22 protein-coding genes are annotated in these 22,724 nt (G+C 61.9%); 14 read left to right on the top strand and 8 right to left on the bottom strand.

What is annotated here, in order from left to right; translation table 11 throughout:
* Positions 1-28: 28 nt before the first annotated feature.
* Positions 29-2,707 (bottom strand): alpha-ketoglutarate dehydrogenase, encoded by a 2,679-nt coding sequence (mdeB, locus tag BFQ03_RS00045; protein ID WP_065942270.1) that lies wholly within the window; start codon positions 2,705-2,707, stop codon positions 29-31.
* Between the two features lie 192 nt (positions 2,708-2,899).
* Here mdeB and BFQ03_RS00050 point away from each other — a divergent pair, with 192 nt between their 5' ends.
* Together BFQ03_RS00050 and pcsA are read left to right on the top strand one after the other, a co-directional pair.
* The gene (locus tag BFQ03_RS00050) at positions 2,900-3,838 is read left to right on the top strand and encodes a class I SAM-dependent methyltransferase (RefSeq protein WP_032860746.1); all 939 of its coding nucleotides are present in this window, start codon (positions 2,900-2,902) and stop codon (positions 3,836-3,838) included.
* 150 nt (positions 3,839-3,988) lie between these two features.
* Complete coding sequence (gene pcsA, locus BFQ03_RS00055) at positions 3,989-4,711, top strand: phosphatidylcholine synthase (protein WP_032860748.1); 723 nt, start codon at positions 3,989-3,991, stop codon at positions 4,709-4,711.
* Between the two features lie 134 nt (positions 4,712-4,845).
* Here the strand turns inward: pcsA and BFQ03_RS00060 are convergent, their stop codons facing one another.
* A complete protein-coding gene (locus BFQ03_RS00060) occupies positions 4,846-5,631 on the bottom strand; it encodes a sulfite exporter TauE/SafE family protein (RefSeq protein ID WP_065942271.1) in 786 nt (261 codons plus the stop codon).
* A gap of 202 nt (positions 5,632-5,833) precedes the next feature.
* On the opposite strand from BFQ03_RS00060, the gene BFQ03_RS00065 reads away from it, so the two are divergent.
* From BFQ03_RS00065 to BFQ03_RS00090, 6 genes are all read left to right on the top strand, one after another.
* The gene (locus BFQ03_RS00065; RefSeq protein ID WP_065942272.1) at positions 5,834-6,355 is read left to right on the top strand and encodes a DUF3455 domain-containing protein; all 522 of its coding nucleotides are present in this window, start codon (positions 5,834-5,836) and stop codon (positions 6,353-6,355) included.
* Between the two features lie 89 nt (positions 6,356-6,444).
* Positions 6,445-6,984, top strand: coding sequence for a sigma-70 family RNA polymerase sigma factor (locus tag BFQ03_RS00070; RefSeq protein ID WP_065942290.1), 540 nt, complete (start codon positions 6,445-6,447; stop codon positions 6,982-6,984).
* Entirely contained in the window at positions 6,981-7,673 is a 693-nt protein-coding gene (locus BFQ03_RS00075) for an anti-sigma factor (RefSeq protein ID WP_032860751.1), read from the top strand. The genes BFQ03_RS00070 and BFQ03_RS00075 overlap by 4 nt, the downstream gene beginning before the upstream one ends.
* Positions 7,674-7,757: 84 nt before the next feature.
* Positions 7,758-8,315: a UPF0149 family protein gene (locus BFQ03_RS00080; protein ID WP_032860752.1), complete on the top strand. Its 558-nt coding sequence runs from the start codon at positions 7,758-7,760 to the stop codon at positions 8,313-8,315.
* 102 nt (positions 8,316-8,417) lie between these two features.
* Positions 8,418-9,674, top strand: a complete 1,257-nt coding sequence (aroA, locus tag BFQ03_RS00085; protein WP_032860753.1) for a 3-phosphoshikimate 1-carboxyvinyltransferase — start codon at positions 8,418-8,420, stop codon at positions 9,672-9,674.
* A 32-nt stretch (positions 9,675-9,706) separates the two neighbouring features.
* Positions 9,707-10,096, top strand: a complete 390-nt coding sequence (locus tag BFQ03_RS00090; RefSeq protein WP_032860754.1) for a hypothetical protein — start codon at positions 9,707-9,709, stop codon at positions 10,094-10,096.
* A 43-nt stretch (positions 10,097-10,139) separates the two neighbouring features.
* Here the strand turns inward: BFQ03_RS00090 and BFQ03_RS00095 are convergent, their stop codons facing one another.
* The 3 genes from BFQ03_RS00095 to BFQ03_RS00105 all read right to left on the bottom strand — a co-directional run bounded on the left by BFQ03_RS00095 (position 10,140) and on the right by BFQ03_RS00105 (position 12,164).
* Entirely contained in the window at positions 10,140-10,361 is a 222-nt protein-coding gene (locus BFQ03_RS00095; RefSeq protein ID WP_032860755.1) for a hypothetical protein, read from the bottom strand.
* Between the two features lie 186 nt (positions 10,362-10,547).
* Complete coding sequence (locus BFQ03_RS00100; RefSeq protein ID WP_065942273.1) at positions 10,548-11,228, bottom strand: GNAT family N-acetyltransferase; 681 nt, start codon at positions 11,226-11,228, stop codon at positions 10,548-10,550.
* Positions 11,229-11,255: 27 nt separating this feature from the next.
* A complete protein-coding gene (locus tag BFQ03_RS00105; protein ID WP_082445615.1) occupies positions 11,256-12,164 on the bottom strand; it encodes a LysR family transcriptional regulator in 909 nt (302 codons plus the stop codon).
* A 124-nt stretch (positions 12,165-12,288) separates the two neighbouring features.
* Here BFQ03_RS00105 and BFQ03_RS00110 point away from each other — a divergent pair, with 124 nt between their 5' ends.
* The 6 genes from BFQ03_RS00110 to BFQ03_RS00135 all read left to right on the top strand — a co-directional run bounded on the left by BFQ03_RS00110 (position 12,289) and on the right by BFQ03_RS00135 (position 20,200).
* Positions 12,289-13,509: an MFS transporter gene (locus BFQ03_RS00110; protein ID WP_032860760.1), complete on the top strand. Its 1,221-nt coding sequence runs from the start codon at positions 12,289-12,291 to the stop codon at positions 13,507-13,509.
* Positions 13,510-13,563: 54 nt separating this feature from the next.
* Complete coding sequence (locus tag BFQ03_RS00115; RefSeq protein WP_032860761.1) at positions 13,564-14,274, top strand: FadR/GntR family transcriptional regulator; 711 nt, start codon at positions 13,564-13,566, stop codon at positions 14,272-14,274.
* Between the two features lie 112 nt (positions 14,275-14,386).
* The gene (gene lhgO, locus BFQ03_RS00120) at positions 14,387-15,580 is read left to right on the top strand and encodes an L-2-hydroxyglutarate oxidase (RefSeq protein WP_032860762.1); all 1,194 of its coding nucleotides are present in this window, start codon (positions 14,387-14,389) and stop codon (positions 15,578-15,580) included.
* Between the two features lie 87 nt (positions 15,581-15,667).
* Positions 15,668-16,996 (top strand): MFS transporter, encoded by a 1,329-nt coding sequence (locus BFQ03_RS00125; RefSeq protein ID WP_032860763.1) that lies wholly within the window; start codon positions 15,668-15,670, stop codon positions 16,994-16,996.
* 80 nt (positions 16,997-17,076) lie between these two features.
* Complete coding sequence (locus BFQ03_RS00130) at positions 17,077-17,928, top strand: CAP domain-containing protein (RefSeq protein ID WP_032860764.1); 852 nt, start codon at positions 17,077-17,079, stop codon at positions 17,926-17,928.
* Between the two features lie 85 nt (positions 17,929-18,013).
* Positions 18,014-20,200, top strand: a complete 2,187-nt coding sequence (locus BFQ03_RS00135; RefSeq protein WP_065942274.1) for a response regulator — start codon at positions 18,014-18,016, stop codon at positions 20,198-20,200.
* Positions 20,201-20,314: 114 nt separating this feature from the next.
* On the opposite strand, the gene BFQ03_RS00140 is transcribed toward BFQ03_RS00135, so the two are convergent.
* The 3 genes from BFQ03_RS00140 to BFQ03_RS00150 form a co-directional block, all read right to left on the bottom strand.
* Positions 20,315-21,442: a GGDEF domain-containing protein gene (locus BFQ03_RS00140; protein WP_032860766.1), complete on the bottom strand. Its 1,128-nt coding sequence runs from the start codon at positions 21,440-21,442 to the stop codon at positions 20,315-20,317.
* 166 nt (positions 21,443-21,608) lie between these two features.
* The gene (locus tag BFQ03_RS00145) at positions 21,609-22,181 is read right to left on the bottom strand and encodes a nucleotidyltransferase family protein (RefSeq protein ID WP_032860767.1); all 573 of its coding nucleotides are present in this window, start codon (positions 22,179-22,181) and stop codon (positions 21,609-21,611) included.
* A 55-nt stretch (positions 22,182-22,236) separates the two neighbouring features.
* Positions 22,237-22,716: a VOC family protein gene (locus BFQ03_RS00150; protein WP_065942275.1), complete on the bottom strand. Its 480-nt coding sequence runs from the start codon at positions 22,714-22,716 to the stop codon at positions 22,237-22,239.
* Positions 22,717-22,724 lie beyond the last annotated feature (8 nt).

Here is a 22,724-nt window from a genome sequence, read left to right on the forward strand (position 1 = left end):
CACATTTGTTCCTCATTTACCTTGAGGGTCAGTGGGTCCAGGACGCCGCGCGCTCGGTGTGCAGGCCATAGCGCTCAATCGCCTGCTGGCACACCTGCGCCTCCAGGCTGCCCTGTTCCACCAAGGCCGCCAGCGCAGCGAGGACGATGTGGTGACGGTCCACCTCAAAAAAGTCGCGTAACGCCGCACGGGTGTCGCTGCGCCCGAAGCCATCGGTCCCCAGCACGGTGTAGCTCGACCCCAGGTATGAACCGATCATCTGTGGCACTGCGCGCACATAGTCCGACACCGCCACCACTGGCGCGCCTAGCGGCAGGCAGGTTGCCAGGTGGCTGCGCTGTGGGGCTTGCAGCGGATGCAGGCGATTGTAGCGCTCCACCTCACGCGCCTCGCGGGCCAGTTCACTGAAGCTGGTCACGCTGAACACCTCGCTGTCGACCTGCCAATCGTCGGCCAGCAACTGCGCGGCAGCCTGGGCCTCGCGCACCAGCGTGCCGGAGCCAAGCAGGCGCACCTTGGCGCCGGCACTGCCGTCGAGGCGATACATGCCCTTGATAATCGCTGCTTCGACGCCCGCCGGCAGGCTCGGCTGCGGGTAGTTTTCATTCATCAGGGTCACGTAGTAGAACTCGTCCACATCGTGCTCAAGCATCTGGCGCATGCCGTGGTCGAGAATCACCGCAAATTCGCCGGCGAACGCCGGGTCGTAGGCGCGGCAGTTGGGCACGGTCGCGGCCATCAGGTGGCTGCTGCCGTCTTGATGCTGTAACCCCTCACCGCCCAGGGTGGTACGGCCCGCCGTGGCTCCGAGCAAGAAGCCCCGGGCGCGCTGGTCGGCGGCGGCCCAGATCAGGTCGCCCACGCGCTGAAAGCCGAACATCGAGTAGTAGATGTAGAACGGCAGCATGCGCAAACCATGTACCGAGTAACTGGTGGCCGCCGCGACCCAGGAACTGATGGCGCTGGCTTCGCTGATACCTTCTTCAAGGATCTGCCCATCGGTAGCTTCGCGATAGCTGAGGATCGAGCCGATATCTTCCGGCTCGTAGCGCTGGCCGACGCTGGAGTAGATGCCGATCTGCTTGAACAGGTTGGCCATGCCAAAGGTGCGCGCCTCGTCGGCCACAATCGGCACGATCCGCGGGCCCAGGGCCTTGTCTTTGAGCAGGTTGCTGAGCATCCGCACAAAGGCCATGGTGGTGGACATTTCCTTGCCTTCGGCCTGGGTGGCAAAACCGGCGTAGCCACTCACGGGCGGAACGGGCACCGGCTCGGCGCCCTGGCTGCGACTGGGCACATAGCCGCCGAGGGCGGCGCGACGCTGGTGCAGGTAGCGCATCTCCATGCTGTCGGCGGCGGGTTTATAGAAACTCAGGGACTCGGTCTGCTCGTCGGTCAAGGGCAACTGGAAGCGGTTACGAAAGCCGATCAACGCCTCGCGGTCGAGTTTTTTCTGCTGGTGGGTGGTCATCTTGCCCTGCCCGGCCTGGCCCATGCCGAAGCCTTTCTTGGTCTGGGCCAGGATCACCGTAGGGCGCCCCTTGACCCGGCGCGCGGCGTGGTAGGCGGCATGGATTTTCAGCATGTCGTGGCCGCCGCGCTTGAGGCGGTCGATCTGCTCATCGCTCAAGCCCGCCGCCAGCTTGGCCAGGGATTCACTCTGGCCGAAGAAGTGCTCACGGTTATAGGCACCGTCCTTGGCAGCAAAGGTCTGGAACTGCCCGTCCACGGTCTGGGACAAGGTGCGCACCAACGCACCGTCTTCATCCTTGGCCAGCAAGGCGTCCCAGTCCGAACCCCAGACCAGCTTGATCACGTTCCAGCCGGCACCGGCAAACAGCGCCTCTAATTCATCGATAATCCGCCCATTGCCGCGCACCGGGCCATCGAGGCGTTGCAGGTTGCAGTTGACCACCCAGGTCAGGTTGTCCAGGCCTTCGCGGGCGGCCAGGGTCAGGGCCGACATGCTTTCCGGCTCGTCCATCTCGCCATCGCCGAACACGCCCCACACGTGGCGGTCGGTGGTGTCTTGCAAGCCACGATGGTGCAGGTAACGCATAAAGCGCGCCTGGAAAATCGAGCTGATCGGGCCGATGCCCATGGAGCCGGTGGGGAACTGCCAGAAGTCCGGCATCAACCACGGGTGCGGGTAGCTGGACAGGCCACGGGCACCCGCCTTGACGGCGCCCAGTTCCTGGCGGTAATGGGCCAGGTCCTGCTCGCTCAAGCGGCCTTCAAGAAACGCCCGCGCATAGATGCCGGGCGCGGAATGGGGCTGGTAGAACACCAGGTCGCCGCCCTCATTGTTGTGGCGCGCACGGAAGAAATGGTTGAAGCCCACTTCAAACAGGTCCGCCGCGCTGGCATAGCTGGCGATATGGCCACCCAGTTCGCCATAGGCCTGGTTGGCCCGCACCACCATGGCCAGGGCATTCCAGCGGACCAGTGAGGCCAGACGCTCTTCGGTGGCCAGGTCGCCGGGAAAGTGTGGCTGCTGATCCACGTCGATACTGTTGATGTACGGCGTGCCATGGCGCGGCTTCCAGCCGATGGCCGGGGTGTTGCCGGCGTCGGCCAGCATATCGAGGATCTCCCGCGCGCGCTCAGGGCCCGCATGGCGCACCAAGGATTGCAGGGCGTCGCGCCACTCGGTGAGCTCCTGCTGGTCAATGGCTGAGTGATTGACTGTCTTTACGAAACCGTTCATGGGCACCTCCGAGCTGTTTTTTCCAGTTTATGTTTGCCCAAAAGGATTTTTTGACTGTTCTGGGTAGATTGCTGGGCGATTTGCAGCACGAAATGCTCAAATGCAGCTGATTAAAAGCACGTTGTGCTTCAGGCACCTGAAACACCGCAATTGTGTTTAAAATGCCGCCCGCTCAACGATCGACACTGCCCGATGACCCCAGACGCCCTCGCCCTGCTCCACACTCATCTGCTCGCCGCCCTGCGCGACGTACCCGCAGAAACCCGTCGCCTGTTCCACGGCCGGGGCCGCTGCTGGCCGGGTCTGGAACAACTGACCGTGGATTGGCTGCAAGGCGTGGTGCTGGTCTCGTTGTTCAAGGAACCCGAGGCGGTGCAACTGGATGCCTTGCAGCACTTGCTGCGCGACCTCTGCACCAGCAACGAATGGCAGCAGGCCGGCGCCCACACCCTGGCGTTGCAACATCGCTACCTGCCGCAAAGCACCACCGAATGGTTGTGGGGGCAGATGGTCGAGGAATTGACCATCACCGAAGGCGGCCTGCGCTATCGCATCGACCTGGGCAAAAAGCAGAACAGCGGGCTGTTCCTCGACATGCGCTACGGCCGCAACTGGGTGCGCGAACACGCACGCGACCTGCGGGTGCTGAACCTGTTTGCCTATACCTGCGGGTTTTCCGTGGCCGCCATCGAGGGCGGGGCCGAACATGTGGTCAACCTCGACATGGCCCGTGGCGCCCTGAGCCGGGGCCGCGACAATCATCGGCTCAATGGCCATGACCTGGGCAAGGTGAGCTTTTTGGGGCATGACTTGTTCAAGTCCTGGGCCAAGGTCACGGGCAGCGGGCCCTATGACCTAGTGATCATCGACCCGCCGTCGTTTCAAAAGGGCAGCTTTCTGCTGACCAAGGATTACCAGCGTGTGCTGCGGCGCCTGCCGGACCTGCTGACACCCCAGGGCACGGTATTGGCCTGCATGAACGACCCAGCGCTGGGCGAAGACTTCCTGATCGAGGGCGTCACCCGCGAAGCACCAGCGCTGCGCTTTGAGCAGCGCCTGGAAAACCCACCGGAGTTTCCCGATATCGACCCGCAAAGCGGCTTGAAGGCCCTGGTGTTCCGTCAGGGTTGATGCCGAATGTGTCAACGCTTGCTACGCTAAACCTAACGCCGTGGTGGTGAACCTTATCCCCACCTTTCCGGTCGATACCTGCATCCCTTGGCCAGATTCGACGCTCAATCGCCGTCGGCTGCCCTGTTTCACCTTTTGGAGAACGCCCCTGTGATATCGACCCTGCATGTAGCCAGACTCAAAGCCTGGGGCGCCCATGGTTTTACCGCCACCGGCGTGGTGCTGGCCTTCCTCGCGACGCTGGCGCTGCTGGAGAACCAACCCAAGGCCTGCCTGCTGTGGCTGGGCCTGGCGTTGATCGTGGACGGCGTGGATGGGTCGCTAGCGCGACGGGTCAATGTGCAGACCGTGCTGCCGAGCTTCGACGGCTCGGTGCTGGACCTGGTGATCGATTACCTGACGTATGTGTTTATCCCGGCGCTGTTTATCTACCGCTATATCGACCTGCCGGACTTCACCCACCTGTTCACCGTCTCGGTGATCCTGGTGTCATCGCTGTTCTGCTTCTGCAACGTCAACATGAAGAGCAAGGACAACTACTTCCAGGGCTTCCCCGCCGCCTGGAACGTGGTGGCGCTGTGTGTCTACATCATCGATCCACCCGCCTGGATCACCCTGGCCACGGTGATCGGCCTGGCGCTGCTGACGGTGACGCCGATGAAGTTCCTGCACCCATTCCGGGTCAAGCGCTTTATGCCGATCAACATTGCGGTAACCACGGTCTGGCTACTGTGCAGCCTGTTGCTGGTGATCGACCAGCCGTACACCAACACGTTGACCATGGGTTTGTGGTTGTTGATGTCGGCGTATTTCCTGGGGATTTGTATCTGGCGTACGGCGGTGGAGTGGTTGGATAAGTCGCACAAGGCATGATGTGCGGTGCCCTGGCGGACGCCATCGCCGGCAAGCCGACTCCTACAAAAGTACACGCCCTTGTAGGAACTGGCTTGCCAGCGATAATCGTCAACGATAACGCTCGGTACCTGACACCCTGCGTGCGGCTTGGCTCAAAACGCCAGCTTGAAGCCAATCAACCCCAGCATCACCGCCAGGCACGGGCGCAGCAGTTCGTCCGGCACCCGGCCTGACATATGGCTGCCGACGTAGATGCCCGGCAGCGAGCCCATCAGCAAGAACCCCAGCAAATGCCAGTCCATGTTGCCCATGCTCGCGTGCCCAAGGCCGGCAACCAGGGTCAGCGGTACGGCGTGGGCGATTTCGGTGCCCACCAGGCGTTTGGTGGCCAGGAACGGGTACAGGATAAACAGCGCCACGGTGCCCAGGGCACCGGCCCCGATGGAGGTCAGGGCGACCATGGTGCCGAGGATCGCGCCGGTGAATACTGTCAGCCCGTTGAGGTTGCGCGGGCTCATATGGTAGCTGTCGCCGGCATGGCGCTGGGCAAAGGCCAAGAGCTTTTTCTTGAACAGGATCGCCAGGGCCGTCAGCAACAGCACCACGCCCAGGGCTTGTTTGATCACCTCGTTCATCGCGCTGGGATCGGTGTGCAGGCTCTTGAGGAACCACAGCGTCAGCAACACCGCCGGGACGCTGCCCAGGGTCAGCCAACCGGTGATGGTCCAGTCGATGTTCTTGTTCTTGCCATGCACCAGCACCCCGCCCGCCTTGGTGATAGCCGCATACAGCAGGTCGGTGCCCACGGCCGTGGCCGGGTTGATGCCGAACCATAACAGGATCGGGGTCATGAGCGACCCGCCCCCCACACCGGTCATGCCAACGATAAAACCAACGATCAGGCCCGCCACTACGAAACCAAAATTACCCACATCCATTACAACTACCTGCGGCCTTATAAAATTCTGGCGGCAGCATAGCGATTTTTCTTATAACGACTTATACCAATACGATCTGACTTTATTCCTTTTTGTCTTGCAGATTTATTTGTCCTGGCGTGCATCCAATCCGCCACACCGTGAGTAGTACAGGGAGTAGCCACAGCGCTGCTCTGCTGTTCACCCTGACGGAGAGACACCGATGAACACTAAACCCCTGCTCTGCCTGACCTGCCTGCTGCTCGCCGCACCAGCGGCCTTTGCCCAGACCAGTCTGCCCGACAGCATCAAGGTGCCGGACGGACACAAGGTGACCATGGAAACCACCGGTGTCGGCGAAATCACCTACGAATGTCGTGACAAGGCCAACGCTGCCGGCCAGACCGAATGGGTCTTCGTCGGCCCCAAGGCCATGCTCAATGACCGTAGCGGCAAACAGGTGGGTACTTACTTCGGCCCGCCCGCCACCTGGCAGGCCAAGGATGGTTCGAAAGTCACCGGCACGCAGTTGGCCGTAGCGCCGTCCAGCGCGGGCAACCTGCCTTATCAACTGGTCAAGGCCAATCCGGCTGAGGGCCAGGGTGCAATGACCGGTGTCAGCTTTATCCAGCGCGTGGCGCTCAAGGGCGGCGTAGCACCGAGTGCCGAATGCAGCACCGCCAACAAAGGCAAGCAGGCAGTGGTGAAGTACCAGGCGGACTACATCTTCTGGGTGGCCAAATGATCCGCCCGCAAAGCAAAGTCGTCTAAGCTGCTGCGATAGCCCCCGGCCACTCACGGCCGGGGTTTGACCCTGAAATGGCGGCCCCTGCCTTGCCCGAACCTCTCTTTGACTATGAAGCCTGCCTGTTGGCCTGCGCCCGCGGCGAACAGCAAGCCTTGCGTCAGTTGTATGAACACGATTGCGCCCGTCTGCTCGGCGTGGCCAAGCGTATCGCACGGGACACAGCCCTGGCGGAGGACATCGTGCATGACGCCTTTATCAATATCTGGAACGGCGCCGGCGGTTTCGACCCGAGCCGGGGTTCGGCCCGTGGCTGGGTCTACAGCGTGACCCGGCATAGGGCGCTCAACTTTATGCGCAAGACCGGTCGCGAAGTTGCGCTCAGTGACGAGCACGAACACACACTGGTAGCAGAGCCCAGTGTCGAGCATTTCGAGTACCGCGCCCGTAGCGGCAAGGTTTACCAGTGCCTGGAACACCTGGAACCGTCGCGTCGCAGTTGCCTATTGCATGCGTATGTCGACGGCCTGTCCCACAGTGAAATCGCACAGAAACTGGGCACCCCATTGGGGACTGTCAAAGCCTGGATCAAACGCAGCCTTGCGGCATTGCGTGAGTGCATGGCATGACACCTGACGAATTGGACGAACTGGCCAGCGAATACGTGCTGGGCACCCTGGCGCCCGAGCAACGCCTGCACGTGCAGCAACGCCTGGAACACGATGCGCCGTTGCGCGCGGCGGTGGATGCCTGGGAACAGCGCCTGCTGCCCCTGACCGAACTGGCCGAGCCAGTGGCGCCGTCGCCCAATCTATGGCGGCGCATCGAACGCAGCCTGGGCCATCACACTGTGGACGCTGCACCGTCGGTGCCGTGGTGGAACCTGCTCGCCCTGTGGCGTGGCCTGGCCGGTGCAGGCCTGTTGGCCAGCCTGGTCCTGGCTGCGCTGCTGCTGAGCCGCCCCGGCGCAGTCAATCCCACCGCCTATGTCGTGGTGCTGATGGCGCCACAGAGCCAGGCGCCGGGCTGGGTGATCCAGGCCAGCAACGATCAGCATATCCAACTGATTCCACTGGGCGTGATGCAGATACCGGCCGACAAGGCATTGGAGTTCTGGACCAAGGGTGATGACTGGCAAGGCCCGGTTTCCCTCGGGCTCGTCAAGCCGGGGCAGAGCCTGTCGATCCCCCTGGATAAACTGCCGCCGCTGGCGCCCAACCAACTGTTCGAGATGACCCTGGAAGGCCCCAACGGCTCGCCGACTGGCAAGCCCACCGGGCCGATCCAGGCGATTGGTCGTGCGGTGAAGGTGATCTAGCACTGGATTTAAACGCCGACTCGCGCCATCCTCCGCGCTTTACGCCGCCTTATCTGCGGCGCTTGACGCTCAAAGGATATGTTCATGCACGACCAAGCCCTCGCCCCTGCCGATTTCGAGTTCATCGAAGACATTCTGCTCAAGTATGGCGACGACAACTCGGTGTTGAACCTGGCCGAACTCGATGGCTACTTCACCGCCCTGGTGTCCGGCCCGGCTGCGATGGACGTCGCCATCTGGTTCCCGGCCATCTGGGGTGACCAGATCCCAGCCTGGGAAAGCAAGGCAGAACTGGAGAAGTTCATCGACCTGTGCACACGCCATATGAATAACATTGCCCAGCAGTTGGCCAGCGATGCCCAGGGTTTCCAGGCACGCTTTGAACACACCGAACATCAGGACCTGCCGCTGACCCTCGCCGAGGAATGGTGCTTTGGCTATATCCGTGGCGCGGCGATCAGCCAATGGCCAGCCCTGCCGGCCGAGCACGCCGCCCAGTTGGAAGCCATTTCCTGGTGTGCCGAGCAGGACAATTTCGAATTGCCGGCGGACCTGGATGTCGCAGCCCATCAACAACAGGTGGCCCGCATCGAACCGGCGGCCAGGGCCCTGCATGCCTATTGGTTGACCCAACGCGGTTAAACCCACGGCATGATTTGACCCTGCCCCGCCAGATGGTCGATTATTCGTCTCCGCCAGCCGGCCACTCCCAGCCACCGCGCCTTGAATCAGGAGCCTTGTACCTTGAGTTCGCAGAAAACCGTGACCGTGACACCGCCCAACTTTCCATTGCACGGCAAGGTAGCGCCTCCCGGCTCCAAATCCATTACCAACCGCGCCCTGCTGCTGGCAGCCCTGGCCAAGGGCACCAGCCGCCTGAGCGGAGCGCTGAAAAGCGATGACACCCGGCATATGTCCGTGGCCTTGCGCCAGATGGGCGTGACCATTGATGAGCCGGATGATGTGACCTTCGTCGTTACCGGCCATGGCCAGCTGCAGTTGCCGGCACAACCGCTGTTCCTCGGCAACGCCGGCACCGCGATGCGTTTTCTCACGGCCGCCGTGGCGACCGTGGAAGGCACCGTGGTACTGGACGGTGACGAGTACATGCGCAAGCGCCCGATCGGCCCGCTGCTGGCGACCCTGAACCAGAACGGCATCCAGGTTGAAAGCCCCACCGGCTGCCCACCCGTGACCGTGCATGGCACTGGCCGCGTCCAGGCCAAGCGCTTCGAAATCGATGGCGGCCTGTCCAGCCAATACGTCTCGGCGCTGTTGATGCTTGCCGCCTGTGGCGAAGCACCGATCGAAGTGGCGTTGACCGGCAAAGACATCGGCGCCCGTGGTTACGTCGACCTGACCCTGGACTGCATGCGCGCGTTTGGCGCCCAGGTGGAAGTGGTCAACGAAAGCACCTGGCGCGTGGCCCCTACCGGCTACATCGCCAATGATTACCTGATCGAACCCGACGCCTCCGCGGCCACCTACTTGTGGGCGGCCGAAGTGCTCACTGGCGGCAGCATTGACCTCGGTGTTGCGGCACAGGACTTCACCCAGCCCGATGCCAAGGCCCAGGCGGTGATCGCCCAATTCCCGCAGATGCCAGCCACGGTCGTCGGCTCGCAGATGCAAGACGCCATCCCGACGCTGGCGGTGCTGGCAGCGTTCAACAACACCCCGGTGCGCTTCACCGAACTGGCCAACCTGCGGGTCAAGGAATGCGACCGCGTCCAGGCCTTGCATGACGGCCTCAACGAAATCCGCCCGGGGCTGGCGACCATTATCGGTGATGACTTGCTGGTGGCCAGCGACCCCGCGTTGGCGGGCACGGCCTGCACCGCGCTGATCGACACCCATGCCGACCACCGCATCGCCATGTGCTTTGCGCTGGCAGGCCTGAAAGTCTCGGGCATCCGGATTCAGGACCCCGACTGCGTGGGCAAGACCTATCCTGAGTACTGGAACGCCCTGGGCAGCCTGGGCGTGCAATTGACCTACTAAGCCGTCAGCACCCGCGTGGGGAGGGAGTGATCATGACAATTCGCCAACCCTGCCCACCTACCGTGTGTGACTGCGCGCGCGAACAACTGCTGGATGTGCCTGGCACCGACCAGCGCATCCTGCAACTGACCCGCCAGGAAGAAAAGAAACTGCTCGACCGCCTGGAGAACCTGCAAAGCCTGGCAGACCTGGAACGTATGCAACACCTGATGCACCAGCAATTGGGCATCGGCGTACACATCGCCCCAGGGCATACCGAAGTCAAAAGCATGCGCGGGATCCAGATCGTGATCGATGAACTGCCGGGGCTGTGTCGCAAGACCCGGCAGTCGATTCCGGCGGCGATTCGCAAAGGGCTGGAGAGACGGCCGGAAATTGCGTATCGATTGCTGGATGCCCATGACTTGTTTCGAGAAAACTAGGCCTGTCACCGGGCAAACCGGTGACAGGCGTCACATACATGGCTTACCAAGTATAAGTGCCGCCACCCGGCGTTTTAAATGTGAACTTTTGTTCTTTGTCAGAGCCTTGACTCTCGTTATTGTTCGCCGATTGCTCGTTTTCTAATTTGTGTTTTTCAACATTATCCAACGTCTCCAGCCGTGCATCGAACGCAGTGGGTTTGTTCTGTGAGGTATCGATGGTAGGAGCAAGTATTCCTGGGGTATTGGCGGAAATCGAAGACATGTTTTTCTCCATTGGCAATAGTTTTACCAGCCTCGGCTGCATCTCTGTTGCAGCGTGTACGGGCTAGTAATCACTAGTGGCCGAGAAACAAAAACAGTTCCTATGGATCCGGATGCACTCTGTTTGTTGCCATCGAAACCAGCGCCTGACGCAACTGCGTCCGCCTAGTACTCAAAGAACAGGCAGCTACGCCTGCCGGGACTGCACAAACAGTTGGGCCTTGCGGCTCATCTGGTCGAAATGCCGGTCACGCTGTTTCTCGGCGTCAATCATCGCGCGCTTGCCGTGCTTCTGTAGCAGGTAAGTGTGGATCTGCCGCACTTCCAGCGAGCTATAGATCGACGCCACATCCAATACGCCCATCAGGCCATCGGTGCTGTAGTCACGTGTATTCATCAACACTTGGGTGCCACGCACACCACGCACCTGAAAGCCCATGGCCTCGAACGCCGGGACTTTTTCCACGGCGCAGGTCAATTCGCCATGGGGGTAACGGCTGAGCATCTCATCCATCATTGCCCGTGCCACGCCCTGCCGGCGGTGGCTGGCATGCACGGCCATGTAGGCCACGCCGCAAGCCTCGGGATCGTCCTTGACCGGCAGGTACAGCAAGAAGCCGATGACCTTGGCCGGGGCCTGCTCATCCGTCGCCACAATCAGCTCGACCGCAATGCCCTTGGACCCACCCAGCGCCTCCAGGTACAGGTGCACTTCGTAGCCGATTGCATACTGGTAGACGTTGTACAGCAGGTTGCTCGGCGGGATGGCGACCATGCTGATATCGGTCAGGTAGTCGACCACCATCTGCAGGATCTGGCTATTGACCGGCTCGGGGCATGGGGCGGCGTAATGGGTAAGGGTGAACATCGAATTCCTGTTTCCTGGTATTTCGTATCAAGGCGGTGGGGATTGTACCTGTTCTGCGCCACAGACCTGGCGCAAACAACCGCGCAACCAACGATGCGCGAGGTCGGCATCCAGGCGTGGATGCCAGAGCATTGCCACGCTGAACGGTGGCACCTCAACCGGCAGGGCAAAACTGCACAGGCCATCGCGCAGGCCGCTGGTATAGCGCTCGGGAACGCTGGCGATCAGGTCGCTCCTTTGTGCCAAGGCCACGGCCGTAGAGAAGCCGGTGACGATGGTCGCCACGTCTCGCGTCAGGTGCAAGGCCTCAAGCGCATCGTCAATCTGCCCGCGCTCGCGCCCGCGCCGGGACACGTAGACATGCCGGCCGGCGGCGTAGCGCGCGGTGGTGATAGGGCCTTGGCTCAGTGGGTGGCCGGCGCGGACCACACCGATAAAACGGTCGCGAAACAGCAATTGGGTCAGCACTTCTGGGTTGGCCGTGCTATCGACCACACCGGTTTCCAGATCCACACCGCTGTCGCGCAGCGGCGTGCCATCGTGGCCGGATTTATGGACGAAATGCAGGCGCACGCCGGGTGCTTCTTCGGCGACACGGGCGATCAGCGCAGGGCCGAAACTTTCGACAAAACCTTCGCTGGTGCGCAGCACGAAGGTGCGCACCAGGCCCTTGAGGTCCAGTGCCTGATGTGGACGCAGCAGCACTTGGGCATCCTGCACCAGTTGGCTGACCTGCTCGCGCAACTCCAGGGCGCGTGGGGTCGGTACCAGTCCCCGGCCTGCACGCACCAGTAAGGGGTCGCCGGTGGTTTCCCGCAAGCGGGCCAGCGCGCGGCTCATGGCCGACGGGCTCAGGCCCAGGCGTTGAGCGGCACGGGCGACACTGCCTTCGGCCAGCAGCACGTCCAGGGTGACCAACAGGTTGAAGTCAGGCAGCGACACAGGATGATCCTCATCAGGCGTTTGACGCACATATAGAGTGCAACTACTGCGTCTACCGCCATGTTAGGCGAGGCCGTAGAGTGCGGGCAACAACCACGGAGCAGAACGAGAAATGCCCATGACGTCCCCTACCCCACGCGGCGCGCTCGCCGGCTTGTCGTTGTGCATGTTGCTGGCTTCACTGGGCACCAGTATTGCCAATGTCGGCCTGCCCCAGATGGCCGAGACCTTTGCTGCACCTTTTGCAGCGGTGCAGTGGGTGGTGCTGAGTTATTTGCTGGCGATTACTGCGGTACTGGTGAGCGTCGGGCGCCTGGGGGATCGGCTCGGACACCGCCGCCTGTTGCTGACGGGGGTGATGCTCTTCGCCGTGGCTTGCGTCCTGTGCAGTGCCGCGCCCTCCCTCGGTATGCTGGTCGCGGCGCGGGCGCTGCAAGGGTTTGGCGCGGCGATCATGCTGGCAATGACCATGGCGCTGGTCGCGGCCACCGTGCCCAAGGCGCAGACAGGCCGCGTCATGGGTTTGCTGGGGACGCTGTCGGCGGTGGGCACCGGCCTGGGGCCGGCCATCGGTGGCGCGCTGATCGCGGCATCTGGCTGGCGCGCGCTGTTTCTGATCATGTTGCCGTTGGCCGCCCTGGCGTGGGTGCTGGTACACCGCACACTGGCCGACAGCAATCCACAGACATCAGCCGCGGGGCGTTCCAGTGTTTTCGCGGCACTGCATGATCGGGCCCTGGGCGCCGGGCTGGGCATGAGTACGCTGGTGGCGGCCGTGATGATGACCACCCTGGTCGCCGGGCCGTTCTACCTGAGCCATGGCCTGGGACTCGATCCCGCGCAAATGGGCCTGACGATGGCCGTCGGCCCGTGTATCGCGGCGCTGGCGGGCATGCCGGCCGGGCGCCTGACTGACCGCTGCGGCAGCTATGCCACGACGCTTGGTGGCCTGTTGTGCATGCTGGCAGGCTGCCTGGTGCTGGCGTTGATGCCCCTGGGCATCACAGGTTATATCGGCGCATTGGTCATCCTCACCCTGGGCTACGCGCAATTCCAGGCGGCCAACAACACCGCAGTGATGAGTCATGTATCGGCGGATCGACGCGGGGTGATTGCCGGCTGGCTGAACCTGTCGCGCAATCTGGGCTTGATCATCGGCGCGTGGGCGTTGGGCGCGGTGTTTGCCTGGAGCACAGGCGATATCCACTCCGCCCTCCCCATCGCCGTGGGCCACGGGTTGCGCATGACCTTTTGGGTGGCCTCGGGGCTGGTTGCGCTGGCACTGCTGCTGGCCTTCGCGCGCCGGGTAAAAACGCTGCAGGCCAGCACGGCGCCTTGACAAGGGAAAATCGTAACGGCTATTGTCTGACAACCTGATCACCTAGGTTTCGTCATGCTTGAGCTCCAGCGTCCAGATTCCCTCGTCGTGCGTGTTGTCAGCGCCATACGGGCCGAGATTGACTCCGGACAACTGGCGCCCGAGTCGCGCCTGCCTACCGAACAGCAACTGGCTGAACAGTTGAATGTCAGCCGCTCGGTGGTGCGCGAGGCGATTGCCCAGCTCAAGGCCGATGGCGTACTCACCGCCCGGCGTGGCCTGGGCTCGTTCATTTCGCAGACCCCGGCCGGCACGGTGTTCCGCTTTCCGGAAAAGAACGGCCGACGTCCTGACCTCGCGCAAATGTTTGAAGTGCGCCTATGGATCGAAACCCAGGCAGCCTCCATTGCCGCCCAACGCCGCGACGCGGGCGACCTGCAGCGCATGAAACGCGCCCTGCAGGAAATGCACGACAAGCGCGCAGACTTTGCAGCCGCCGCCCTCGCCGACGTGGAGTTTCACCGAGCCATCGCCGACGCCAGCAAAAACGAATACTTCGTGGCCTTCCACGACTTTTTGCGCAACCAGTTGGCCAGCGCGCGCAAGACCGCCTGGGAGAACTCAGCCTCGCGCTTTGCCAGCGGCTCGGCGGATGCCACCGAGGAACACCAGGCGCTGTACCAGGCAATCCTCGACGCAGATCCCCAAGGCGCCGCCGCTGCCGCCGAAGCGCATTTGCGCGCTGCCGCCAAACGCCTGCAACTGGAACTGCCCGCGACCCACTGATCGACCCGATACCGATGAAGCGTACCTGCGGGCGCGTCGTTTTTTTAACAAAAACATTAGTCTGACAACCTGATAAGCAGACTGAAATGTATTGATTTAGGTAGCCCCACACATGATTTATGACTTTTGCATCATCGGCGGCGGCATTGTCGGCCTAGCCACCGCGATGGAGCTGCTCAAGCGCCAGCCCAACGCGTCACTGGTGATCCTGGAAAAGGAACCGGTGCTGGCCAAGCACCAGACCGGCCATAACAGCGGCGTGATCCATGCCGGCATCTACTACGCACCCGGCAGCCTCAAGGCCGACTTGTGCAAGCGCGGCGCCGAGGCCACCAAACAATTCTGCCGCGAACACGGGATCAAGTTCGAGGTGTGCGGCAAATTGCTGGTGGCCTCCACGGCCCTGGAAGTGCAGCGCATGGAAGCGCTCTATGCACGCTCGCAACTCAACGGGATGAACGTCGAGCGCCTGGACGCGGATCAACTGCGCGCCCGCGAGCCGAATATCGTCGGCCTGGGTGGGCTGTTCCTCGACGCCACCGGGATCGTCGACTACCGCCAGGTCTGCGAAACCATGGCCGCGGTGATTCGCCGCAATGGTGGCGAGATCTGCCTGGAAAAAACCGTGACCGCGATTAGCGAAGACACCGACAAAGTCACCGTCAGCACCCACGACGGCGCCTGGCAGGCGCGGCACCTGGTGGTGTGTGCCGGCCTGCAGTCGGATCGCCTGGCGACCCTGGCCGGAATCGATATCGATCACCAGATCATCCCGTTCCGTGGCGAGTACTTCCGCTTGCCGGCGTCGAAAAACAACATCGTCAACCATTTGATCTACCCGATCCCTGACCCTGAACTGCCGTTTCTGGGGGTACACCTCACCCGCATGATCGATGGCAGCGTCACCGTTGGCCCCAATGCCGTACTGGGCCTGGGCCGGGAGAACTACAAGAAGTTTTCCGTCAACTGGAAGGATGTGGCCGAGTACGCGCGTTTCCCCGGGTTCTGGAAAACCATCTGGCAGAACCTCGGCTCCGGCAGCGTGGAAATGAAGAATTCGTTGTTCAAGTCCGGCTACCTGGAGCAATGCCGCAAGTATTGCCCATCCCTGGAGATCGACGACCTGCTGCCCTACGAGGCCGGGATCCGCGCCCAGGCGGTGATGCGCGACGGCACCTTGGTACATGACTTCCTGTTCGCCCAGACGCCACGCATGTTGCATGTGTGTAACGCGCCGTCACCGGCGGCCACCTCTGCCATTCCGATTGGCGAAATGATCGCCGACCGCATGTTCAAGGCCAACTGAAAGCCCTGACACAAATCCTCTGTGGGAGCTGTCTCGCCCGCGTTTGCAACACCCTAATAAATATAATGACTGAGAAGGAAGTACAGCATGACGGCAAAAGCCCACAACCCCGCCACGGTGGAAACCCCGGCACAAACCAAGAAACGCCTGCGCAAGGTCGCTGCCGCCACCATCTTCGGTTCGATGCTGGAGTGGTATGACTTCTACCTCTACGCGACCATGGCGGCGATTGTGTTTTCGAAGATTTTCTTTGATAACAGTGACCCGAAGACCGCGACCCTGATGGCCTTCTCCACCTTCGCCATCGGCTTTATCGCCCGCCCCTTCGGCGGCATTCTATTCGGCTACCTGGGCGACAAGTTCGGCCGTAAACATGTGCTGGTGTTGACCTTCTGCATGATGGGCGTGTGCACCACGCTGATCGGCCTGATCCCCAGCTATGCCTCGATTGGCATCTGGGCGCCGATCATTCTGGTATTTGTCCGCATCATCCAGGGCCTGGGCGCCGGCGCCGAGTTGTCCGGCGCGGCGGTCACGTCCTACGAGCATGCGTCAGAAGGCAAGCGTGGCAGCCAGGGTGCCTGGCCGGCACTGGGGTTGAACCTGGGCCTGTTGTTGTCGTCGCTGACCGTGTACCTGCTGACCATCAATGGCAATGAGTTCCTCCTGGCAGGCGGCTGGCGCATCCCGTTTATCTGCAGCATCGCCCTGGTGGGTGTGGGCCTGTGGGTGCGTAACAGCATCCCGGAAACCCCGGAGTTCAAGGAGTTGAGCAAAGAGCCTGCCAAAGCCAAGGTCTCACCGCTCAAGGCCCTGTTCAAGAATGACCTCAAGGGCCTGGCGGTGGTGTTTTTCGTGGCAATTGGCTACAACGCCCTGAGCTACATCTTCAAGACCTTCTCCCTGGCCTACCTGACGCAGTTCAAGGGTGTCGACGTACATGTCACTTCGTTGTCGGTGACCATCGCAAGCCTGGTGGCCATTGTCGCTGTGCCGTGCTTCGGCTGGCTGTGTGACAAGTGGAGCAGCAAGTCGGTGCTGGTACTCGGCGGTGTGTTGTCGCTGCTGTTCGCCTACCCGTTCCTGGCGCTGTTGAACACCGGTGAAAGCCTGATGATCTACCTGGCCATCGGGATCGGCACCGGGATCCTCGCGCCGATGATGTTCGCCCCACAGGGCTCGTTCCTCAGCCGCCAGTTCCCGACCCAGACCCGTTCTTCGGGCTTCGGCACCGGGCGTGAGATCGGTACGGCCATCGCCGGGGGCCTGGCGCCGCTGGGGGCCCTGTCGATGGTGGCCGCCTCGACCACCCACTCGACGGACGGCGTAGTGATCATCCTCGCCATCGCCTCGGTGTTGGTGGTGGTGTTTGCCCTGTGTGACCAGGGCCGCAAGCACTCGGCATTCAAGAACTGAGGGCAAAATGTTGCCCAAGGGGTGCATCTGCGCCCCTTCATCGCGCATCATGGGCACTTTCATGCTCAAGGGAAACGTCCATGCGCGTTCTGTCATTGATGATAGGTGTTACGACGCTGGCCGCCAGTCTGGTGTTTTGCGCCACGGCGTCGGCGAGCGAAGAGAGTCAATTGATCGACTCGATCAACCAATACCGCAGCCAGGTGCAGCGCTGCGGCGACCAGGGTTCCCAGGAATTGCCGCCGCTGGCGGTCGACCCGCGCCTGGTGTTGCCGGTCAACAATGTTGGCGACTTGCAGCAAGCCCTGGCCCAAGTGGCCTACCCCATGGTCAATGTGCAGGCGATCAGCCTGACCGGTCCTCGCGACTCGCAATCGGCAATGAAAGCGGTGCGTGAGAGTTTCTGCCGGGTGGTGCTGGACCCGCAATTCGTCGATATTGGCGTCAGCAACAGTGGCCAGGACTGGCGCATTGTCCTCGCCCGTCCGCTGTTGAGTCGCGGCCTGGCCAGCTCCGAGACTGCCGGCCAGCAGTTGCTGGAGATGGTCAATGCCGCCCGCAACCAACCTCGCCAATGTGGCACGCAGACCTTCGCCGCGACTACACCGCTGGCCTGGAACGCTCAGTTGGCAGGCGCCGCCGACAGCCATGCGCGCAACATGGCCAACAACAACTTCTTCGACCATCTGGACCGCGACGGCCGCACACCCGGGGACCGTGCGGAACTGGCGGGCTATGTGGCCCAACAGATCGGTGAAAACATTGCAGCCGGCCTGGATACGCCGCGCAAAGTGGTCGATGGCTGGCTCGCCAGCCCCGGTCACTGTGCCAACCTGATGAACCCACAGTTTCGCGAATTGGGCGCCGCCTATGGGCTGGATCCCAAGAGCGATGCAGGCATCTACTGGACGGCGCTATTAGGCACGCAATAGTGCTGAACTGGCCCGCGCTGTCCGGGTCTGTTGCTTGGCATTGCGATGAAATACAGCAAAGTGCGACAAACAGGGTAATCAGCAAATGACAGACTGGCTGCAAGATTGCGGTGAAATGGCCGAACGGGTTCGCCGCCATGACTGGGCCAACACCCCTCTGGGGCCAATCGATCAATGGCCGGATGTACTCAAGACCACCGTTTCGTTGAGTCTTGCTTCGCATTTCCCCCAGGCGGTGGTCTGGGGGCCTGAGCTGATCACCTTATATAACGATGCGTTCCTGCCGATCCTCGGCAACAAGTCCGAAACCCTGGGCCAGCCCTTCAGTGCTATCTGGCAGGAAGCCTGGAGCCAGATCAGCCCCATCGCCGACGCTGCATTCGAAGGCCGGGCCACGTTTATCGAAGACTTTGCGCTGATCATCGAGCGTGGTGATGCGCCGGAACAGGCCTATTTCACCTTTTGCTACAGCCCGATCCGCGATCCTCATGGCAAGGTCGTGGGCATGCTCGATACCGTCACCGAGACCACCAACGCCGTGTTCATGGCCCGCCGCCTCGCCGTGCTGGATGCGATCGGCAACGGTGTGGCCAATGCCACCGATCCGGCGGCGATCATGGCGGCCACCACACGGGTGCTGGCGACCCACCTGAACCTGTCCAACTGTGCCTATGCCGACATGGAAGCCGATGAAGACGGCTTTACCATTCGCGGCAACTGGGCCGCAGAAGGTTCGCCCAGCATCGTCGGGCACTATCGCCTGGCCGACTTCGGCCAATTGGCGGTCAAGCGCCTGCAGGCCGGCGAGCCGCTGATCATCAATGACAACCTGACGGAACTGACGCCCGAGGACGCCGCGACCTTCCAGGCCATTGGCGTGACGGCGACGATTTGCATGCCGCTGATCAAGTCCGGGCGCTTGACCGCGCTCATGGCCATTCACGACCGCGTCCCGCGCCGCTGGTCGTCCTACGACCTGGCGCTGCTGGGTGAAGTCACAGAACGCTCCTGGGCCCATATCGAACGAGTACGCGCCGATGCCATCGTGCGCGAAGGCCTGTCGGCGCTGGCCGATTTGAATGCGACCCTGGAGCAACGGGTCATGGAACGCACCACCTTGCTCAACCAGACGGAAGCGGCGTTGCGCCAGTCCCAGAAGCTCGAAGCCATTGGCCAGTTGACCGGTGGCGTGGCCCACGACTTCAATAACCTGCTGACCATCATCCGCTCGTCGGTCGATTTCCTGCGCATGCCCAACCTGCCCGAAGAACGCCGCCAGCGCTACATGAGTGCCGTGTCCGATACCGTAGAACGCGCCAGTAAACTGACCAGCCAATTGCTCGCCTTCGCCCGGCGCCAACCGCTGAACCCGCAAGTGTTCAACGTGGGCCAGCGCGTGCAGAACATCGGCGACATGTTGGAGACAGTTACTGGCGCGCGGATTCATGTCAGCGTCGAATTGCCTGAACGGGCCTGTCACGTCTGCGCGGATTCCAGCCAGTTTGAAACCGCCTTGATCAACATTGCCCTCAACGCCCGGGATGCGATGGACGGCCAGGGCACGCTGGTGCTGCGCCTTGAAAGAGACCAGCCGCTGCCGTGCATACGCGGGCACGGTGGTTCAGGCAAACCCTTCGTGGCGATCTCCCTGGCGGACACGGGCAGCGGGATTGCCAAGGCGACCTTTGAACGTATCTTCGAGCCGTTCTTCACCACCAAGGAGGTCGGCAAAGGCACTGGGCTTGGCCTGTCGCAGGTGTTCGGGTTCGCCAAGCAATCGGGGGGCAACGTCGATGTCGCCAGCGTGCTCGGCCAGGGCACGGTGTTTACCTTGTACCTGCCACAGGTGGAGCCCGAGGAGCTCCTGGACTGCACCGTCCAGGCCCCGCTCGAACTGGACCCGGACGCCGTGCGGCGGCGCATCCTGATCGTGGAGGACAACCTGGAAGTGGGCCGCTTCGCCAACCAGATCCTGCAAGACCTGGGTTACCAGACGGTCTGGGCCACCCATGCCGAAGAAGCGCTGGAGATGATCGGCCCGGATGCACGGGCGTTCGACGGGGTGTTTTCCGACGTGGTAATGCCGGGCATGGGCGGCGTGGCGCTGGCCAGGGAGTTGCGCCGGCGACGACCCGAGCTGCCCGTGATCCTGACCTCGGGCTACAGCGAGGAGTTGGCCAAGTGCGGCTATGCCGGCTTCGAGTTCCTCGCCAAGCCCTACTCCGCCGACCAGGTCTCACGGGTGCTGGCCAAGGCCATGGGCAAAGACTGACTTGCAGGAGCGATCGGGCTCGCGAAAAACGCAAGAGCACCGCGCCTATCCCGTCAGCACGCGTTATCGTTAACGCTCTTCGCGAGCAAACTCGCTCCTACAAAAGGCTGGTTGCTAGGACGCGACCGCCACCTGGTTGCGCCCCATGGCCTTGGCGCGGTACAGGGCTTTGTCGGCGGTGTTCATCAAGTGCTGCAAGTCGTCACCCACGGCATGGGTCGAGGCCACTCCCAGGCTCGCACTCAAGCCGTGCACCGGGTCGATGCTTAAGCCGGCAATGGCGCGGATCAGTTGCTCGCCGATGTCGCGCGCCACTTCAAGGGTCGTATCGGGCAACAACACCGCGAACTCCTCGCCCCCCAGGCGGCCGTGGATATCCGCCTGGCGAAAGGAGGCGCTGATCACCTGGCCAATCTGCCGTAATACCCGGTCCCCGGCCTGGTGGCCGTAGGTGTCGTTGATGGCCTTGAAGTGATCCATATCCAGCATCAGCGCACACAGCGGCTGATGGGTGCGTGTGCATTGGTCATACAGCACCTGGGCTTTATCGAAGAATGCCCGGCGGTTCATCAGCCCGGTGAGTTCGTCGGTCTGCGCCGCGCGCGTTGAAATACTGTGGGCACGCTCTATTTCACGGGTCAGGCGAAAGGCCGTCTCCAGCGCCTCGGACAATTTACGCGAGGCGCCCACCACAAATGATGAGAACACCAGCACGGCGATCGCCATGCCCAGCTGCATCTTGGACGGTTGAAACAGCAACCACAGGGTACACGGCAACAACACCAGCGCCATGGACACCATAGTCATGTAGCGGTAGGCCGAGTAGCACGACACCGCGCTGACCGACATGCCCACGGCAAAGAGCATGACCAGCGCCTGGGTCAACCGATCATCGGCGGGCATCACGGCAAAGGCCCCTATGCCCCAGATACCGGCCGACAGCACCAGGGTGATCCAATAATGACGCTCCCAGCGTTGCGGTGTGCGCTCGCTACGGGGGCTGCGAAAATACTGGAGAAACATCGACAAACGCAGGAGCGACGAGCCTGCCAGCAATACCAGCCAACCGATCATCAGCCGGGGATCAAGCCGGTCCCAGCACAGCCAGCACAGCATGCCCGCGGCCAGATAACTGCCAAAAACCGCAGAGAAGGATTGGCGAAACAGCTGATGCAGGCGATCAGTACGCACCTGCTCTTCGATGAAAAAATCCTGGTCCTGCCCACGCCCAAGGCCATTCATTTGATTTGCCTGATCCAATGCTGCGACAAAATGGCATTGTGGCATCATGGCCGCAGGCGGAACAGCAAAATCACCTGCCCATGTCGCGCAAAGACCCGAGTTAAAGCCTTTGGATTATCACTATCGTAGGGGTAGCCACGTACAGTAAGCGCTGGCAAACCAGCGCCTAGTGCCCGGTCGAGGTGTGTTCAATCCTGAGCCATGGCCAACGAGCCTGATAGCTCCTGGCTTTATGTTCGAACAGTCCTGGCTGCGGGGTGATGGGGTTGAGCCGCAGAATTCCCTGTTCGGTATCGGCCAGGCCGTAGGGCGCATAGATTTCGCCAGTGTCTGCTGCCAAGGCGATACAAGTACCCGCCACCAGGTAGCGATCCACCCCGGCCTTGGCTGAGCGCAACTGGGGGTAAGGCATGCCGAATCGCTGCGGGTACCACAGGTGAACACGCGCCTGGTTTTTCACTTCAATATTCACGCCCAGGTCGTGGAAAAGCTCGGCGGCGCGCGCAATGACTTCATTCTCGGCTTCCCAGGACACATCCGTGTCGAAATAGAACACGTCGTAATCCTTCACTCCCCAGTCGGCGGTCAATCCGGCCTGATGATTCCATACAGCCTGGAACAGGCAGCCGGCGGTCAGCAGGCATTGCTCCAGGCCAAGGGCTGGCAAGCGCTCGATCATTTGCGCATTGATGGGGTTGGCCATCACCAGCTCGACCAGCCTCTGGGGCGTCAATTTCATATGCATTCCGTTGCCGTTGTTGCGTGTTGAGGATCGACGTTATATCAGGATTTCATCACCCTTTGAGCGCCGCCTCGATGGCCGCGATGTCGATTTTCACCATGCCCATCATCGCCTCGAATGCGCGCTTGGCCGCTGCAGGATCGGGATGGGTGATCGCCGCCGTCAGCACGCGCGGGGTGATTTGCCAGGACAGCCCCCACTTGTCCCGACACCAGCCACAGGCAACCTCCTCTCCGCCGTTGCCGACAATCGCTTGCCACAGGCGATCCGTTTCGGCCTGGTCGTCGGTGGCCACCTGGAAGGAAAACGCCTGGTTGTGCTGGATACCTGGCCCGCCATTGAGGCCCAGGCACGCAATGCCCATGACGGTGAACTCCACGGTCAGGACATCACCCTGCTTGCCCGCAGGGTAATCGCCCGGGGCTTTATGGACAGCCTCTACCGTGCTGTCCGGGAATGTGCGGGCGTAGAAGTTGGCAGCCTCCAATGCAGTGCCGTCGAACCAGAGGCAGATGGTGTTTTTGTGGGTCATCGGGATGC

It is taken from the genome of Pseudomonas sp. 25 R 14 (genome assembly GCF_900004755.1).
Lineage (GTDB): Bacteria > Pseudomonadota > Gammaproteobacteria > Pseudomonadales > Pseudomonadaceae > Aquipseudomonas > Aquipseudomonas brenneri.